Here is a 15,784-nt window from a genome sequence, read left to right as displayed (position 1 = left end):
GCCCACACCCCGGCCGCGCGAGACCGGGGGAGCGCTTCGCCGACCCCTATCACGCAACTTGATCGCGAAACCATCAAAATCGCTGACCGCACTCACTGAGACATTTCGGTCGTGCTCAGGTTGATGCCGGGGTAGCGGGCGATAAACTCATGCAGTAACGGCGTGGTCAGATAGTCGGTAACCGGCATCATGCCGAGACGCAGTGAGCCGCGGCTGAGATCTTCCAAGTCGTAAATGGCTCGCTTGCCTGCTTCCAATTCCCCCAGAGCACGGTGTGCATACTGCAGGTAGACCTCGCCTGCAGCGGTCAGTCGCACGCTGCGGCCGGATCGATCCAACAGTTGAGTTTCCAGCAGATCCTCCAACTGCCTGATCTGCTGCGAGAGAGTCGGCTGGGAGACATACAGCACTTCCGCTGCCCTAGTAAAGCTGCGCTGTTCTGCGACTGCCATCAAGTAGTGGATTGATCTGGGAAAGACCGGATTTCTTTTCATGACGATCTCGACTTTGGCCATTTCCGAGCCTCGGCGGGAAGGCCGCGAGGTGCCCGGAGCGATGATGACAGACCCGATGGATTTGGCGGCAGAGGGCCGCGGACGGTATCGTCCGATGTCGACAAAAACCTCGAACCTGCCCGCGGATGTTCCCTCTGCCGGCCTCGATTGTATCTGTTCTGCAGCCCTTTGCCTGCCTGTTCACCGCGCCGACCCTGGCGCATCTGCACGTCTTGCTGGCGCGAACGCTGCTCGCGCAAGGGCTGCGCACGGTGACGGTGGCGCTGCGGGCGATGGGGCTGAGCACGGGGCGGCGCTTCGAGCGCGACCATCGGGTGCTTAATCGGGCGCGCTGGTTGTCGCGCCAAGGGCGCGGATCCTGCTGGGGCTGTTGCTCGGGAGGTTGGCGGCGCAGGTGCCGATCGTGGTGGCGGTCGACGAGACCCGGAACGGCGCAAGGACGCGCGCATTCGGGCGAAGGGGATGTTTTGCGATGCGGTGGCTATTCGCGCAGCACGGGTGACCTGTTTGGGCGTGGAATGGCTGGCGATGGCGCTGTTGGTCCCGATGCCCTGGAGTCAGCGGGTGTGGGCGCTGCCGTTTCTGACACTGCTGATGCCCTCCGAGCAGGCCGATACAGCGGCGGGTCGCCGACATCGAACCACCGTGGAATGGACCCGCGTGATGGTGCGCTTGGTTGTGCGCTGGCTGGGTCGACGCCCGTGGATCCTGATTGGCGATGGGCGCTACGCCTGCATCCACCTGGGCTGGGAGTGCCTGACCAACCAGGCCACGCTGATCAGCCGCCTGCGCCTGGATGCACGGCTGTTTGCCGACCCCAAGCCGGTACCTGCCGGGCGGCGTGGTCCCAAGCCGAAGAAAGGCGACGTGCTGGCCAAGCTCGTCACGCGTGAGGAGGCGGCACGCAGCCGGGGCGAGGAGGTCGCGATTCAATGGGGGCCACGACCTCGTGCACCCGCTCATACAAGTTCAGCGAGTAGCTCCGAGCGGTGGCCCGCAGCGCGCTCTACATCGCCTTGACACTGCCGGGGCGTCACCGTACTTGCGTGGTCGTCCGGCGCGTCCTGCCACGGCCACCGGCAGGTCGTGGAGTACCGCGTTCACGCGCAGGCGCGAGAGCAGATGGGAACGGGAGCCGAGCGCTTGACGCAAGGGCTTGAGCAAGCCGTTGTCGATGAACCAGCTGTCGGCGACCACCAGGATCGGCACCCGCGGAAAGACCTCGGCGAGGCTCCGGATCAGGCGCACGGCTTGGGTGAACTTGCTCTCGAAGGTGAGCGCCCGACCGCGAATGCGCACGCTCCGTAGCGATAGGGTCGCTTTGCGCAGATAAAAGGCGAACGCCAGCGGCAGGCAGCACCAGCGCACGTGAATGACCTTCAGCAGCCCGACCGTGACGATGGTCTGCGCCCACGGAAAAGCGCTTTGATTGGTCTTGGCGGCATGGTCGAAGCTGCGCTGACAGGCAAACACCTTGGTTCGGGTCTTCGGAGTGATCGAGTCGTCCAGCGCCAGCACCACACGCCCGTCGGTGAGGGTGGCGGGGATCGCCCGCCAAAGCACCGCCCAGACCCGCACCCACGGCAGCTTCGCCGAGGCCATGAATCTGTAATACCTGGCCTCGCCGATCACCGCGCCGAAGAGCGTGGCGATGGTGCGCAGCAGGTTGGAGGTGCGCGAGGCGGTGATCGGCAGCAGGATGGCCTGCAGCGCAGGGTAATCGCATCACGTTTTCCTAATATTCGAGCCCTTGGAGGCTGTCTTTTGCGGAGAGATCTTCGGCGCCTCGAAGAGCAGCGTGGCGAGGTAGCGCTCATCCCAACCGGCCTTCAGGCGCTTGCTCTGGATGCCGAGCTTGCTGTCGTCGTGCTGCAAGCGCGTGAGGGCGACGCGCCGAATCAGCGCCAGATTCTCCCGCGCTTCGGGATCACGCACCCGCGAGGCATCGTCGCTGAAGGAGACATCGAGACTCCAATGCAGCTGATTCTCCACGCCCCAGTGCCCGCGCAGGGCGTATGCGACGGCCTCCACGTCGGTGCCGATGGCGCCGATATATAAGCGCGTCTCGCGGGTGATCTCGCCGTTGACCTCGCACTCGGACTCCACCATACCGATCATGTCCATGGCCTCCCACAGGGCGCTGCGCGGTACGCCCGAGAGGTCGCCGAGGGTGCGGTAGCGGCGGATCTCACGCCGTCCATACCCCTGCTCGGTCGTCTCCAGGAGTTCGGAGGCGACATCGGTGTACTCCCGCGCATCGGCTTCGATGAACGCCTCCTCGACCTCGGTGGCCAAGGTGCTCTGGTTGCCCTTGAGCGCCAGGACGTAGCGTCCACCCTACGCCACGACCTGCTCGGCGAGCGCGCTCTGACAGCCCATGGCATCGATGGTGACAATGCATCCGTTCAGTGGCAGCAGGTCCAGGATCCGCGGGATGGCGGTGATCTCGTTGGACTTCGCCTCGGTAGCCACCTACCCGAGCACCGCCCGATTGGCCGTCGCCCAAGCACTCACCAGATGCAGTGCCGCCAGCCCCTTGCCACGATCGTGCGAGCGGCGCAGTGTCTTGCCATCGATGGCGATGACGTCGCCCGGGGTGACCTCACGGATCGCCTCGACCCAGTGGCGAAAACAGGCCTCGAACGCCTCGGGCTGCAGCAGGCTGAAGACACGCCCGAAGATATCGTGCGACGGGATGCCATCGGGCAGCTCCAAAAATTGATTCAGCCACGCCTACTTGGCACGTCCGAACGCCTCGATCTGGACCCAGCCATCGGCCCCGCAGAGCGTAGCGGCGATCGCCATCACGATCATGTCGAGCAGGTTGTGACGCCGCTTGAGCGCGCAGCGCGGGTCTTCAAGCGTCGAAAAATGCCTTATCAGCGAGTGGTCCAGGATCATTTCGGGCATCGGCAGCAGCACACCATCAGCAAACACGGGTGCCGAATGTCAACGACCCTATCGATATCCTCCAGCAGTAGTCGCTAATATTTTGATGCGATTGCCCTGATTGGGTGGCGAGTGCGGGTGGAATCGGCATCGAATGCGGCTCGAATTTGCTGTCTAATCATTGGCTTAAGCCCCTGTGATCTAGGATGTAACTTCTCAATAACGAGTGGCAAACAGGCAATGCGCTTCCGCAAGTCTCTGATTTTCAGATGAGATCGCGCGAGCTTGCCCCGACTTATTGAGAACGTACCCTAGGACTATACGCCGAAGCGAGCCTACATTCATCTTCCGCCGCTTGTTTCTTCACCAAATCGTCCGCGTTTTTGACACTCGTTTGGTCATAGTGTCAGCCTGGATTTCATCAATAAGATTTCACGAATATGCGCGCATGTTCCTGGTTGCTTATATTATAATATGGCTGCATGAAGGTGAGAAACTACGGGAAATAACGATAACCTATAGCTTCAATCGTAATTTGTTCTTGCGGTAACGGCTAAGCCTGACTCATAGTTGACGCAACGGTGGCAGGTGGAAAGGCACTCCAGGTAAAGAGGCAAACCACTTCATTAGGCCCCGCACCGTTAACTGGGACCTGTCGGGCTACTGCCCGGCAGGCATGTTCGAAGAGTCTAATATATAGGGCGATGACATGCATATCGAACCGGGCGTTGTGGAAGGCGCAAAGTTGGCGATCAGTTATGCAAGCGCAGCGGGTGTGATTGGCTATGCAGCCAAGCTTTCGCTGGATACTATTAAACAGGAAGGATTATCTGCGCTAGTAGCGCGCAGTGCTATCACGACAGTCCTCGTTTTCAGCTTCTTCCAGATTTTCCCCCACGCTCCGGTCGGGGTTTCGGAAGTGCATTTGATTCTTGGCGCCACGCTATATCTGATGTTCGGCGCTGGGCCTGCAGCCATAGGACTTGCTATGGGTCTGCTTGCTCAAGGCGTGTTTTTCGCCCAAGCGGATCTGCCGCAGTATGGCATGAACGTCACGACACTTCTCGCCCCTCTGTTCGCTGCTGCCCTAGTGGCTCGACGGGTCATACCGAAAGATACGGCTTATAAGGATGTGAGCTACGCGCAGGCTTTTAAATTGTCCGCCGCATTCCAAGGTGGAGTGGTCGCCTGGGTTGCCTTTTGGGCCGTGTACGGGCAAGGCTTCGGCTTTGAGAATCTAAGCCAAATCGCCACCTTCGCCGCGGCATATGCGGCAGTGATCGTCATAGAACCCGCCCTAGACGTTGCGATCCTGGCCGGTGTGAAGGCCGCAGGGCGACTGAAGGGTAGCCCGGTGTTCCACCCTCGTCTTCACCTGGCGGCTGCCTGAATCCTCCCGATCGATACTGCCGGAGTCGTGCCCGATGAGGGCGCGACTCTGCAGCCTCACGCAACGAACCACTCTAATAAAAAGGCATCGTTACACATGAATAAAGCTGAAATGAAGCAGGCCGTTCTTGCGGCCAAGCGACACGGCGGCTTGTCCTGGAGCGACATCGCAGAGGCCGCGGGCTTGTCTCCTGAGTTTACCTGCTCTGCTTGCCTGGGCATGAACCACTTAGAAGAGCGGAGCGCGACTGCGGTCGCGGAACTTCTCGGTTTATCCACCGATGTGGCCGATGCACTGCAGACTTTCCCTGACAAGTCATGGGTAAACACGATTCCGACCGATCCGTTGATTTATCGCTGGTACGAAATGGTCAATGTGTATGGCGAAACGATCAAAGAACTGATTCATGAAGAATTTGGTGATGGCATCATGAGCGCCATCGACTTCACGATGAAGATCGACCGCGAGGAGGATCCAAAGGGTGACCGTGTCCACGTCACCATCAGCGGTAAATTTCTGCCATACAAGTCGTGGTAATGAGTGCTGCTAGGCGTTAGCGCTTTGAGATCAGTTTGGGGTTTTGCGTCGTTGGTGTGCTGTAGATCTCGTACAGCATCTGCAAACCTTGCAGGCGAATAATCGGACTCGAACAGAGCAATGCCGCTTCTGGTTGGTGGTTCGGGTCCGGCTTCATGGCCTGAATTCACGTCAGAGACAACTCCGCCTTGCCTGTGCCTGAACTGACCCTGATCAATAAAGATCCGGCACTGGTGCGCCTATATAATGAGTATTCGGTTCCCGTGATGAGACGACATTGGTGCAGCCCTAAGTGAGTCGTCGACGCTGGCCCGAGTGGGTGCACGATCTGCGGCATCAGTCAGATCAGTGACAACATGAAAACAGCCAGAGATTAGAGGAGATTATCAATACACTAAAGGACGTGGCTGCCGCATCCCACGTGAAACGGCATTCCATTTCAGCGCGTTTACAATGCAATGTTCTTGGCCTGACTGGCTGGATGCATATTTAATACTTATCAAGTTTATCAGGTTTTCGTCTTGGGAATTATCTAGCTGCTGCGACATATTACGATCTACTGGGAGTGAGCCGGATCGTCAAAGATGTATGTGTGAGCAGGGGTTACAACCTTCGAAAAATCCTCGGCTGATAGTGTGAAAATGGGTGTTCGGAGGTTCGTGACTTAGGTGTAGTCCATTACGGACGTAGCTAATGTTCGTAATCAACCAGAGGAGACTTAACGCTATGACATCTTCTACCAGAGACGAGGTGCTTAGGCACCTTCAGGTCACCGGCTACATCCAGCCGGCGCTACACAAGCAGACGCACGCACCTGCTCCTGACGAAATCAATCATGAGCTTTATCGGGCGTACATCAGGCCGGTGCACGACGTCGGTGGCGAATACGATGTTCCTATTCGATACGAGGAGAAGGAAGAAGAGATCTGGGAGCTCAATACTTTTGCTACCTGCGAGTGTTTAGCTTGGCGAGGGGTGTGGAACGCCGAGGAACGTCGCCGGCGTCAAAACGTCGATGTTGGACAAACAGCATACCTGGGTCTGCCTTATTACGGGCGTTGGCTCCTCACTGCTGCTCGCATTTTGGTGGACAAGCAGTACGTCACGCTCACCGAGCTGGTTAACAAGATCGAAGAGGTGAAAAATCGCTATGAGCAAAGCGCACCACGATAGGACTCACCACGCCAAGATTGCCAGCGGCATCGGTGATCCTCAATGTTTCGCGGGTAAAGCCGGGCAGGCCAAATTCAAGGTTGGCGATCAAGTGCAGATTCGCGACCTGCCGGATCTGTTCTACTCCCGTACAATGGCCTATACGAGAGGCGCGATCGGCACAGTAGTGCGACTGGTCTATGAAAGCCCGCCCGCCGAGGACGAGGCGTGGGATAACACCGATCGTCCGGTGTGGTTTTACAGCGTCGTGTTCAAGCAGCAGGATCTGTGGCCGGAATATAGCGCTGCCTATCCCAATGACACCGTGGAGACGGAGTTCCCCGAGACTTATCTCGCATCAGCGTGATTCATGTCTAGGGCTTAACTTGCAAGAGGAAAAGACAGATGTCTGAGCATGATCATAAGCCGGCGCCTATGGTTGATGAGGTCAGCGATTTCGAGATCCTCGAAATGGCTGTAAGGGAACTTGCCATTGATAAGGGGTTGTTTTCCAAAGAAGATCACCGGGTGTGGAAGGAATATGTGCACACTCTGGGACCATTGCCTGCGGCACGATTAGTCGCTAAAGCGTGGCTCGATCCCGAGTACAAGGAATTGTGTATCGAGGACGGGGTCGAGGCCAGCAAGGCGGTCGGGGTCAACTGGGTCACAAGTCCGCCGACGCAATTTGGTACCCCCAGTGATTACTGCAACCTTCGGGTTCTTGCCGACACCCCGAAGCTTAAGCACGTAGTTGTTTGCACCCTCTGCTCCTGCTATCCGCGCCCAATCCTGGGCCAATCCCCGGAGTGGTACCGCACCCCTAATTATCGCCGTCGCCTGGTACGGTGGCCACGTCAGGTGCTGTCCGAATTCGGTCTCCAGCTCGATCCGGACGTGGAGATTCGTGTGGCGGATTCCAATCAGAAGACCCGGTACATTGTAATGCCAGCGCGTCCCGAGGGTACGGAGGGCTGGACAGAGGACCAGTTGACCGAGATCGTTACCCGCGATTGTCTCATCGGTGTCGCTGTTCCAAAGCCCGGCATTACGAGTAACGCTAAGCGCCCGGTGCGCAGAGCTATCCGTCCTGTACACCATGATCACGACGACCACGACCACCACCATCATGTAGGGGGTGCCCACCATGGTTGAGATGAATCAAAATGATTACGTGACTCATACTGGATGGCATCAACCGGACTTCAGGCCGATTCCCGTACTGGAGGCTATCAAGGAGAAGGGTCGTGTCTGGGAGGATCTCGCCGTTCAATACGGTGTTACAAATCCGGAGCCGCCTTGGCAGATTGATCTGGAAGCCACTTGCGACATGTTGGCGGGCGACTCCTGCGTCAAGCCGTACGAGGAGGTTGTACCAGGGTCATGTACTCTACCCTCCTTGGAGAGGCGTGCCGAGGAGGACGAGTTGGCCGCAACACTCTATGAAGACGTGCCTTTTCCGGAGCGCCAACTGCTCGCTCTCGCGCATTCACTTATCGCTCGCGGACTGCTCGATGAAGAAGACCTTGCCCGCCGTATCGAGGCGGTGAGTGAGCGCCTCCACAGCGCCTAACCTTAATTGAGCACGGATGGTTGGCTGATTGATACACGTTCCGCAGCTGCTAAGGATTGGCAGCCGCGGTTCACGTTAGGTCATGGCAATCCCTGCGTAAGCGGAGAATGCGAATATAGGAGGACGGATATGGCTATTCGTGGAACAAATATCAAGATCGAAGGATTGACTCATCGCTATCGCTCGCGGAGCGGTGTAACCTTCAATCGTGTCGACCTGGAGTCGCCGCAGGGTGAAGCTCTAGCTATCATTGGCCGGTCCGGGTGCGGAAAGTCCACGTTGTTGCACATCGTAGCGGGATTGCTTAAAGCTTCGGAGGGCAGCATCAAACTCGACGGAAACCCAATTGACGGGCCGTCGCCAAAGTGGGTCATGATGTTTCAGGCTCCCCATTTGTTTCCCTGGATGACCGTAAAGCAAAACGTTGGCGTGGGGCTCACGTTTGGAAATTGGAGTAGGGCAACAATCGATAGTCGAGTCGATGAAGCAATCCGCCTAGTGGAGCTGCAGGACTTCGCCCAGTCCAATGTTCAGGATCTCTCCGGCGGACAACAACAGCGCGTAGCGCTCGCCCGCTCACTGGTGATGGAGCCTGAACTACTTTTATTGGACGAGCCATTTTCGGCTCTTGACGCGTTCACCCGATCATCGCTGCAGCATGACGTGCGCGCTATTGCAAAGCGCTTGGGTTTCAACATCATCCTAGTCACCCACGACATTGATGAGGCCGTAATCATGGCAGACCGTGCGGTCATCATGGCCGGATCTCCCGGCAATATCGTGCACGAACTCGACGTGGACCTGCCCGATCCGCGCGACCGGGGCGATCCGCAGGTGCAAAAGCTGCGAGCCGAGCTCATGGATTCCTTCCAGGAGGCTGCCAACTATAACAAGCCAAAAGCAGCGGCTCTCGCGGGTTAGAAATACTGACTACCCGTAACGCCCGTCGGCTTCATTCGGCGGGCACGCGGTGGATCATTATCCCCTTCACCAGAGGATATCCAGCATGAAAAAATCAGAAGATCCCACGCAGAGCCAACCGCAACCACTTGTGCACATCAACGGCTGTTCGTGCGGTACCTGCGGTAAGGCGAAGTCGGTCGATCTGAGGCTCCGGACGGTGTTGCCGCAGGACCCGGATGTCGCAGATGGCAAGGCCGATCCGAGACTCGCAATCGACTACGATCCGCTCTTCAGTTCCGTGCTAGGAACCGGTGTAAATCGCCGCGACATGCTGAAATTTGCCGCTTTCGCAGGATTGGGTGGGTTAGGCTCCCTGATGTCATCCGGTGCTGCGTTGGCACAGCAGAAGCAAGCCGAGGGGACGACATTTACCAAGCCCTTCGACCCAGTGGTGAAGATCGGATATATCCCGATTACCGATGCATCCACTCTGCTTGTCGCCCATGAAATGGGTTTCTTCAAGAAGGAGGGATTGGAATCCGCAGCGCCAACACTGATACGCGGCTGGTCTCCATTGGTGGAAGCCTTTTCGGCCCAGCGCTTCAATCTGACGCACCTCCTTATTCCAGTGCCGATCTACATGCGCTACAACAACAAGTTCCCGGTCAAGATTACCGCTTGGAACCACACCAACGGATCAGCGATCGTCGTCAGTAAGAAAAGTGAGATTAAAGAGCCGAAGGACTTGGGTGGTAAACAGTTCGCGGTGCCCTACTGGTACTCCATCCATAACATCATTGCCCAGCGAATCATGCGAGATGCCGGCCTCACGCCGGTGATCCGACCGCAGGATGCAGCGCTGGCACCTAACGAAGTTAACCTGCTGGTGCTCAACCCGCCGGATATGCCGCCCGCCCTCGCCGCCGGCCAGATCGATGGCTACTGCGTCGCAGAACCGTTCAATGCACTGGGTGAATTGAAGGCCGGTGGCGAGGTTCTGCGATTCACGGGCGACGTCTGGAAAGGTCACCCTTGCTGCGTGGTCTGCATGCACGAGGATGACGCCATGGATCCCGACCGAGCTGCCTGGGCGCAAGGCGTGCACAATGCGATCGTGCAAGCGCAGTTGCACATCAGCGCCAACGCTAAGGAGATGGCGCAGATGCTATCAAGAGACGGCAAGAAATACCTGCCCTTCCCTTCAGAAGTCGTCGAGCGAGCCATGATGTTCTACGCCCCGGCCGACTATCTTCAGCCGGCTGCGATTCAGCACCCTGAATGGCAGCAGAGTCGCATCAACTTCCAGGGTTGGCCTTTCCCGAGCGCCACGGAAACGGTAGTCGATGAGATGAAAACGACAATTGTGGGCGGCGAGATTGCTTTCCTGGACCGCCTCTCGCCTGAATTTGTGGCCAAGGACTTAGTGCAATACGACTACATTCGAAATGCTTTGAACGCGAACCCGGGCTGGAAGTCGGATCTCAGTGTCCCACAGACGGGTGATCCATTTGCTCGCCAAGAGGTGATCTCCTTATGACTGGGGAAGCCAATTACACCGGCGGCGTCATTTCGCGTTTCACCGGACACCCGGCTTTGACCCGTTTCGCTTGGGGTGTCGCCGGTGTTGGCATCTTGGCGACCTTATGGTTTCTCGCGGGCGTTTGGCTTGAGTCAAATTCCTCGACAGCAAGTTTCGCTGCGTTTGGTCTCATCCCGACCCTTGAGGCGATTCCGGAATTGTTGGCGGCCGGAAAGCTTCAGGCGGCTTCCGCTGCCAGCGGCTACAGACTTGGACTGGGCCTCTTGATCGCGATTGTCATCGGGGTACCCATTGGCATCGTCATGGGGAGGGTGAAATGGTTCCAGGAGTACAGCAACTCGGCATTTCAGTTTCTGCGGATGATTAGTCCGCTTTCCTGGATGCCCCTGGCTGTTCTGGTCTTCGCAACCTGGAACGGGTCGATCATTTTTTTGATCGCCATCGCGTCGGTTTGGCCGGTGATGTTCGCTACGGCTGCAGGGCTCGCCAAGATCGATCCAAACTGGTTCAAGGTTGCGCGTAATTTGGGCGCCACGCCGCTCCAGATGTTGTCCAACGTCATCATGCCGGCGATCGCTTTTGACGTCTTCTCCGGCATTCGATTGGCTTTGGGTGTGGCCTGGATTGTCTTGGTCCCAGCCGAATATCTAGGCGTAACCTCCGGTCTGGGCTATGCCATTGAAGATGCGCGCGAGACGCTGACCTATAACCACTTGACAGCGCTTGTGCTGACCATCGGCGTGATCGGTTATGTGTTGGACAGCATCCTCGTCGTTCTAATCAATCGTTACAGCTGGCAGCGGGGAGGCGCATGACCGAAATGAGTCAATCCAGACGCAGTCAATGGCGTGACTTGATTTCCACGAGTCTGCCGGCAGGAGGGGAACCGAATGACTAGCCAACAGGTCGCAATGCCGCGCGTGTCCGGAGGAATATACGCCAACATGTGCGATGTTCTCCAGTCGTCTGGAACCAAGGTGCTACATTTTGTGGTCGGTTTGGTGGCCCTCCTTGCACTCTGGTGGCTAGCGATCTTTCTGGTCACGTTAGATCCATCCAACTCGCAGTTCAAAGACTTTGCGCCGAGGGCGGCATTCGAGGCGCTGCCAGCCCTGTGGCAGGACGGTATCATCCCCGATGCGATCAGCAGCAGTGGCTTTCGGCTTGGCATGGGGATGTTCCTCGCCATCGTGATCGGCGTACCGATCGGGATCATGATGGGCCGCAGCCTTTGGTTCCAGCAGCTGACCAACGCCCCGTTCCAGTTCCTACGCATGATCAGCCCGCTCTCCTGGGAGCCGATTGCCGTAGTGGTGTTCGCTGGTTGGGAAGAGGCAATTATCTTCCTCATCGCCGTCGCGGCCGTTTGGCCGGTAGCGTTCTCCACCGCAGCAGGCCTCGCGAAGATCGATCCCAGCTGGTTCAAGGTAGCCCGTAATCTCGGCGCTAAACCTTGGCATATGGTGACTAGGATAATCCTCCCGGCAATTACTTTCGACGTTCTGACAGGCATCCGTTTGGCTCTCGGCGTCGCATGGATCGTGATCATCCCGGCTGAGTTTCTCGGGGTTACCTCGGGCTTTGGTTACGCCATTCAGGATTCCCGGGAAAGTCTTGAGTATTCCAGCTTAATGGCGTTGCTTGTGGTCATCGGTGCGGTAGGGTTCGTGTTGGACAGCGCCATTGTTATGTTGATTAAACGGTACAGCTGGCATCGCGGATAAGCAGGAAAGCTATTCCGATCAGTCCGCGGTTCAACGAACGGCCACATTTTTAGTAACTACGGAGGCTTAGTCTTGGCTCAAAAAATATCTATCGTCTGCGTCTCGGGCGCACGCGAGAAGCTGCAGATGGCAGCAATGATAGCATCGGTAGCAGCGGCCAGCGGAGATGAAGTCACTGTCTTCTTCTCGATGAACGCGTTGCAGTATTTCGTGAAAGGTCAAGATTGTGAGGCTCCACCCGAGGGAGCATTCGGGGTTCTTATTGGAAAACACGCTGGTGTGCCGCCATTCAAACAATTGTTCGCCTTCGCCGCAGATATCGGCGATGCGAAGCTGTTGCCTTGCTCAATGGCGCTTGATCTCTTGGGGATTAAGGGAACTGATCTTGACCCGGAGTTCGGCCCACCTACCGGTTTAACCAGTTTTTTGAGTGATATTTCTGGTAGCCAGCTGTTCACATTCTGATGCTGGAGACCATGCCTAAATGAGTGGCTAACGAGAAACAGACACATGAGTGAATTAAAGACAATCGATGCAAGAAACACCTTCTGCCCTGGCCCCCTCATGGAGCTTATTACTTACATGAAACAAGCTAACGTTGGAGATACGCTTGAACTCTTATCGACGGATGAGGGATCAGCCGGCGACGTTCCGGAGTGGATTAACAAGGTCGGACACGACCTGATCAGTAACGAGAAGATCGATGGTGTTTGGCATGTCAAGGTTCGAAAGGCCAAGTAGGGCCTTGTTCGTCGAGTCGAGAACTCCCAGGGTCACGGCGGGGCTGCCCTAAGAACTTTGTAGAGGAAGATGTCATGAGAATCTTAATCGTCGGTGGCGGTACGGGCGGAACCATTGTTGCCAACAACCTCGCCCGACGGCTCGCGGGGGAAATTCGTTCACGCAAGGTTCGAATCACGATGCTGTCGGCATCCGATCGGCACATGTATCAGCCGGGCCTTCTCTATGTTGCGTTCGGGCAAATGATGCCGGACGAATTGTATCGAAAACAAAAGAGCCTGCTCGAAGCCTGCATCGACTTCCATGTCGATCCGGTCGAGGAATTCCATCTTGATCAACAGAATGTGAAAACCGTCAGCGGAAAGACCTATGGGTACGACGTCTTAGTCATCGCAACGGGGTCCCGTATCGTACCGAAAGAGATACCGGGATTGGCGGAGGGTGCGGAGACCTTCTACTCCGAGGCGAGTGCAGTCAAGATGTTTAAGGCTCTTCGTGCATTCGAGGGGGGGAAGATTGCGATCGTGGTTGGCGTACCTCACAAGTGCCCTATCGCTCCGGTGGAATTGGTTTTCGCACTTGACGACTATTTCAAGGCTCGCGGAATTCGCGATAAAGTACAGATCAAGTATCACTACCCGATCGGTCGTATTCATACGATAGAGAATGTCGCGAAGTGGGCGAAGCCTGCTTTTGAGAAAATGGGCATTGAATACGAAACGCTGTTCAATGTCAAAGAGGTCGACGTCAAGAAGAATGTGGTTATCAGTGAAGAAGGCACCGAGACGTCATACGATATGTTGATTGCCATTCCACCCCATCGTGGGATGGAGGCCATCGAGAATAATGGGCTTGGTCAGGGCGGGTGGATACCAACCAATCGTTATCAGTTGACGATGGACGGGTATGATGATGTTTACGTTCTGGGAGATACGACCAACCTTCCAGTCAGCAAGACCGGGTCGGCTGCGCATTTTCAAGCCGAAGTTGTGTCTGAAAACATCTCATCAAAGATCAAGATTGGCGAACCGGTCCGTGAATACGACGGAAAAGTCTATTGCTTCATCGAGACGGGGCGTGACAGTGCGACGTACGCCATGTTTGATTACGTAAACCCACCGGACCTCAAGGAGCCCAACAAGCCTATGCACTGGTTCAAGACGTCGTACAATAAGATGTATTGGGCTAGTGTGCGCGGACTACTTTGAGGAGGCAGACCATGACAAATCAGACTCAATCTCCCCAGGCAGGGGCAGATCTGCCCAGTGCTGGTGATTTACATCAACTGGCCGAACTCGCGACACTCGTGAATGCGGCGCGTGATGCGATCTCTGATGATATTGTTAGCCGGGCTGCGTCGGCATTTAGTGAAGGAATTACGCTTCTCGATCGACTCACAAGAAATGAAGGCTTAGTCCACCTGCTCGGTGAGTTGGATCATGCTGAGAACCAGCAATTCCTCATATGCTTATCCAATGCCTTCACGCAGGCGAGCCGAGACTTGGCGACCGTCGCACCTTCGCCCGGCGGTATTGGGGGGTTACTCCGGTTAATGAGCGATCCGGGAGTTCAGGAAGGCTTGCGTTTGGTGTCTCTGGTGGCTGCGCACCTTAGTGACGGCATGCGGGAGATGCACAGGCGAGGGAATTAAGCCTATCGTTGGGTCACGCCGCTAAGCGGGTAAGCTCGGTGCGACCTCGCCGGCTTGGGAATAAGGGGTGAGGCCGTCGGCTAGTAGGGCGCGTTTTCTCAGCTCTTTGAGGCTACGCCACCATGTCGGCGTTCTGCGAAGAGTAGTCGGAAGGCACTGCTCCAAGCTTGACACGCCATCTGAAGCGCTACTTATTTCATTGGCCTATGCAGAGGTAAGTGGCTGAGTGGCACTACACCCGTGCCATCCTTCGGGATGAAGGAGTAGAGAATGATATTTTGCACATCTCCTGGGGCGGGATCACTGGAGAGTGCCCCGATGACAGGCAGCTGCGGTCATTCGGGTTGGGTGGCCGTGCGCGTGTGCGAGGAACGCTCGTGGAGGTCGCGATGCCCCGGCATAAGCTGGCGAGGTTGGCACGCAGGGTGGACCAGCTGGCGTGCGCCTGCAAGCGTCGCCGGATGATCTGGACGAACTGAAAGGACGGCGATGGGAAGAACCGGCGTCGCTTGGCTCGATCAGCCGCCGGTGGATAGACCGGGCGTAATGCCAGCTGCGACTTCAAGGACCAGAATATTGCTTCCAGGTCGGTGAGTATGACGTCGATCGGCCACAGCTACTCCATCCCCCAGGTCAGCGCTTTGGTGCGTCGCCCATAGCCCCGGAGCGAGCCTGCCCTCCGTGGGCGTAGCGGCAATCGCCCGGCCGGCGAGTTCGCAAGCCGCTAGAGTCATTTTACGATCAACTGCTTTCGTGAAGCGCAAGGGGCCAACTTCCATGTTTTGGATTATCCGCTGTACTCTCGAGATCTGCCTGCTTAGCTTGATCAGGGTCAATAATTCCTACTTAGGGAACCGCTGATCAATGGCCATTTCCCGCAGGAGCGTACCGGCGGTTCGCCGCATCGACACTTAACGTGGCTTATCGGCACAAGCCGCGCCCCTTTCAGACACAATCAGTGTTGCATGGGTGGCTTGACCCCGACCGGCGGCGCAGGCCGGGCGCACCTCGGGTGCGTCAGGCCAACAACGCACGTTTTGCCAGAACCAAGTTGGCCAGCCCGAACAGCACCTCGAGCTGCGCGCGGTTCTTGGCCAGGCCCTTGTAGCGGACCTTGCGATGACGAAACAGGTTCTTGATCACGTGAAACGGATGTTCGACGCGGGCGC

The 15,784-nt window shown here is 57.0% G+C and carries 18 protein-coding genes and 1 pseudogene; 15 read left to right on the top strand and 4 right to left on the bottom strand.

All coding sequences use genetic code 11. From position 1 onward, the window contains the following. Positions 1-92: 92 nt before the first annotated feature. Positions 93-515, bottom strand: a complete 423-nt coding sequence (locus BLV04_RS23310; protein ID WP_245732012.1) for a LysR family transcriptional regulator — start codon at positions 513-515, stop codon at positions 93-95. A gap of 477 nt (positions 516-992) precedes the next feature. On the opposite strand from BLV04_RS23310, the gene BLV04_RS23305 reads away from it, so the two are divergent. Continuing rightward, complete coding sequence (locus BLV04_RS23305) at positions 993-1,535, top strand: transposase (protein ID WP_175534778.1); 543 nt, start codon at positions 993-995, stop codon at positions 1,533-1,535. Here the strand turns inward: BLV04_RS23305 and BLV04_RS23300 are convergent. Continuing rightward, a complete protein-coding gene (locus BLV04_RS23300; protein WP_443080576.1) occupies positions 1,485-2,168 on the bottom strand; it encodes an IS701 family transposase in 684 nt (227 codons plus the stop codon). The two genes, BLV04_RS23305 and BLV04_RS23300, sit on opposite strands and share 51 nt — an antisense overlap. A 72-nt stretch (positions 2,169-2,240) precedes the next feature. Then, positions 2,241-3,416 (bottom strand): annotated as a pseudogene (locus tag BLV04_RS23295) (ISAs1 family transposase). A 697-nt stretch (positions 3,417-4,113) separates the two neighbouring features. Here BLV04_RS23295 and BLV04_RS23290 point away from each other — a divergent pair. The 14 genes from BLV04_RS23290 to BLV04_RS23230 all read left to right on the top strand — a co-directional run bounded on the left by BLV04_RS23290 (position 4,114) and on the right by BLV04_RS23230 (position 14,615). After that, positions 4,114-4,794, top strand: coding sequence for an energy-coupling factor ABC transporter permease (locus tag BLV04_RS23290; protein ID WP_093038407.1), 681 nt, complete (start codon positions 4,114-4,116; stop codon positions 4,792-4,794). Positions 4,795-4,890: 96 nt separating this feature from the next. Further along, positions 4,891-5,331, top strand: a complete 441-nt coding sequence (gene cynS / locus BLV04_RS23285; protein ID WP_093038405.1) for a cyanase — start codon at positions 4,891-4,893, stop codon at positions 5,329-5,331. A gap of 726 nt (positions 5,332-6,057) precedes the next feature. Next, entirely contained in the window at positions 6,058-6,504 is a 447-nt protein-coding gene (locus BLV04_RS25965; protein ID WP_217633784.1) for an SH3-like domain-containing protein, read from the top strand. Continuing rightward, entirely contained in the window at positions 6,482-6,850 is a 369-nt protein-coding gene (locus BLV04_RS25960) for an SH3-like domain-containing protein (RefSeq protein ID WP_217633783.1), read from the top strand. Before BLV04_RS25965 ends, BLV04_RS25960 begins: the two co-directional genes overlap by 23 nt. Positions 6,851-6,888: 38 nt before the next feature. Next, complete coding sequence (scnC, locus tag BLV04_RS23275) at positions 6,889-7,638, top strand: thiocyanate hydrolase subunit gamma (protein WP_093038403.1); 750 nt, start codon at positions 6,889-6,891, stop codon at positions 7,636-7,638. Next, on the top strand, positions 7,631-8,056 hold the full coding sequence (locus tag BLV04_RS23270; RefSeq protein WP_217633782.1) for a hypothetical protein: 426 nt from the start codon (positions 7,631-7,633) through the stop codon (positions 8,054-8,056). The genes scnC and BLV04_RS23270 overlap by 8 nt, the downstream gene beginning before the upstream one ends. Positions 8,057-8,185: 129 nt before the next feature. Next, positions 8,186-8,977 carry an ABC transporter ATP-binding protein gene (locus BLV04_RS23265; RefSeq protein ID WP_093038402.1) on the top strand — a complete coding sequence of 264 codons (792 nt, stop codon included), beginning with the start codon at positions 8,186-8,188 and terminating at the stop codon, positions 8,975-8,977. 85 nt (positions 8,978-9,062) lie between these two features. Beyond that, complete coding sequence (locus BLV04_RS23260) at positions 9,063-10,496, top strand: ABC transporter substrate-binding protein (RefSeq protein ID WP_093038400.1); 1,434 nt, start codon at positions 9,063-9,065, stop codon at positions 10,494-10,496. Beyond that, a complete protein-coding gene (locus BLV04_RS23255) occupies positions 10,493-11,314 on the top strand; it encodes an ABC transporter permease (RefSeq protein WP_093038398.1) in 822 nt (273 codons plus the stop codon). The genes BLV04_RS23260 and BLV04_RS23255 overlap by 4 nt, the downstream gene beginning before the upstream one ends. 75 nt (positions 11,315-11,389) lie before the next feature. Beyond that, positions 11,390-12,223, top strand: coding sequence for an ABC transporter permease (locus tag BLV04_RS23250; RefSeq protein ID WP_093038396.1), 834 nt, complete (start codon positions 11,390-11,392; stop codon positions 12,221-12,223). A gap of 72 nt (positions 12,224-12,295) precedes the next feature. Then, positions 12,296-12,688, top strand: coding sequence for a DsrE family protein (locus BLV04_RS23245; protein WP_245732010.1), 393 nt, complete (start codon positions 12,296-12,298; stop codon positions 12,686-12,688). Positions 12,689-12,733: 45 nt separating this feature from the next. Then, a complete protein-coding gene (locus tag BLV04_RS23240; protein ID WP_093038392.1) occupies positions 12,734-12,964 on the top strand; it encodes a sulfurtransferase TusA family protein in 231 nt (76 codons plus the stop codon). A gap of 74 nt (positions 12,965-13,038) precedes the next feature. Further along, entirely contained in the window at positions 13,039-14,172 is a 1,134-nt protein-coding gene (locus BLV04_RS23235) for an NAD(P)/FAD-dependent oxidoreductase (RefSeq protein WP_093038390.1), read from the top strand. Between the two features lie 11 nt (positions 14,173-14,183). Then, a complete protein-coding gene (locus BLV04_RS23230; protein ID WP_093038388.1) occupies positions 14,184-14,615 on the top strand; it encodes a helical membrane plugin domain-containing protein in 432 nt (143 codons plus the stop codon). 1,017 nt (positions 14,616-15,632) lie between these two features. On the opposite strand, the gene BLV04_RS23225 is transcribed toward BLV04_RS23230, so the two are convergent. Further along, positions 15,633-15,784 (bottom strand): transposase (locus tag BLV04_RS23225; protein ID WP_139192028.1); only part of this gene is annotated, 152 nt, incomplete at its 5' end.

Source organism: Thiocapsa roseopersicina (assembly GCF_900106925.1).
Taxonomy (GTDB): domain Bacteria; phylum Pseudomonadota; class Gammaproteobacteria; order Chromatiales; family Chromatiaceae; genus Thiocapsa; species Thiocapsa roseopersicina.
This window is presented reverse-complemented; position numbering and strand designations above follow the sequence as displayed.

What these genes read in the sequence shown, in the direction of transcription:
- BLV04_RS23290 (WP_093038407.1), top strand. Translation starts at nt 4,114, where the DNA reads ATGCATATCGAACCGGGCGTTGTGGAAGGCGCAAAGTTGGCGATCAGT.
- BLV04_RS25965 (WP_217633784.1), top strand. Translation starts at nt 6,058, where the DNA reads ATGACATCTTCTACCAGAGACGAGGTGCTTAGGCACCTTCAGGTCACC.
- scnC (WP_093038403.1), top strand. Translation starts at nt 6,889, where the DNA reads ATGTCTGAGCATGATCATAAGCCGGCGCCTATGGTTGATGAGGTCAGC.
- cynS (WP_093038405.1), top strand. Translation starts at nt 4,891, where the DNA reads ATGAATAAAGCTGAAATGAAGCAGGCCGTTCTTGCGGCCAAGCGACAC.
- BLV04_RS23265 (WP_093038402.1), top strand. Translation starts at nt 8,186, where the DNA reads ATGGCTATTCGTGGAACAAATATCAAGATCGAAGGATTGACTCATCGC.
- BLV04_RS23270 (WP_217633782.1), top strand. Translation starts at nt 7,631, where the DNA reads ATGGTTGAGATGAATCAAAATGATTACGTGACTCATACTGGATGGCAT.
- BLV04_RS25960 (WP_217633783.1), top strand. Translation starts at nt 6,482, where the DNA reads ATGAGCAAAGCGCACCACGATAGGACTCACCACGCCAAGATTGCCAGC.
- BLV04_RS23230 (WP_093038388.1), top strand. Translation starts at nt 14,184, where the DNA reads ATGACAAATCAGACTCAATCTCCCCAGGCAGGGGCAGATCTGCCCAGT.
- BLV04_RS23250 (WP_093038396.1), top strand. Translation starts at nt 11,390, where the DNA reads ATGACTAGCCAACAGGTCGCAATGCCGCGCGTGTCCGGAGGAATATAC.
- BLV04_RS23310 (WP_245732012.1), bottom strand. Translation starts at nt 515, where the DNA reads ATGGCCAAAGTCGAGATCGTCATGAAAAGAAATCCGGTCTTTCCCAGA.
- BLV04_RS23240 (WP_093038392.1), top strand. Translation starts at nt 12,734, where the DNA reads ATGAGTGAATTAAAGACAATCGATGCAAGAAACACCTTCTGCCCTGGC.
- BLV04_RS23260 (WP_093038400.1), top strand. Translation starts at nt 9,063, where the DNA reads ATGAAAAAATCAGAAGATCCCACGCAGAGCCAACCGCAACCACTTGTG.
- BLV04_RS23255 (WP_093038398.1), top strand. Translation starts at nt 10,493, where the DNA reads ATGACTGGGGAAGCCAATTACACCGGCGGCGTCATTTCGCGTTTCACC.
- BLV04_RS23235 (WP_093038390.1), top strand. Translation starts at nt 13,039, where the DNA reads ATGAGAATCTTAATCGTCGGTGGCGGTACGGGCGGAACCATTGTTGCC.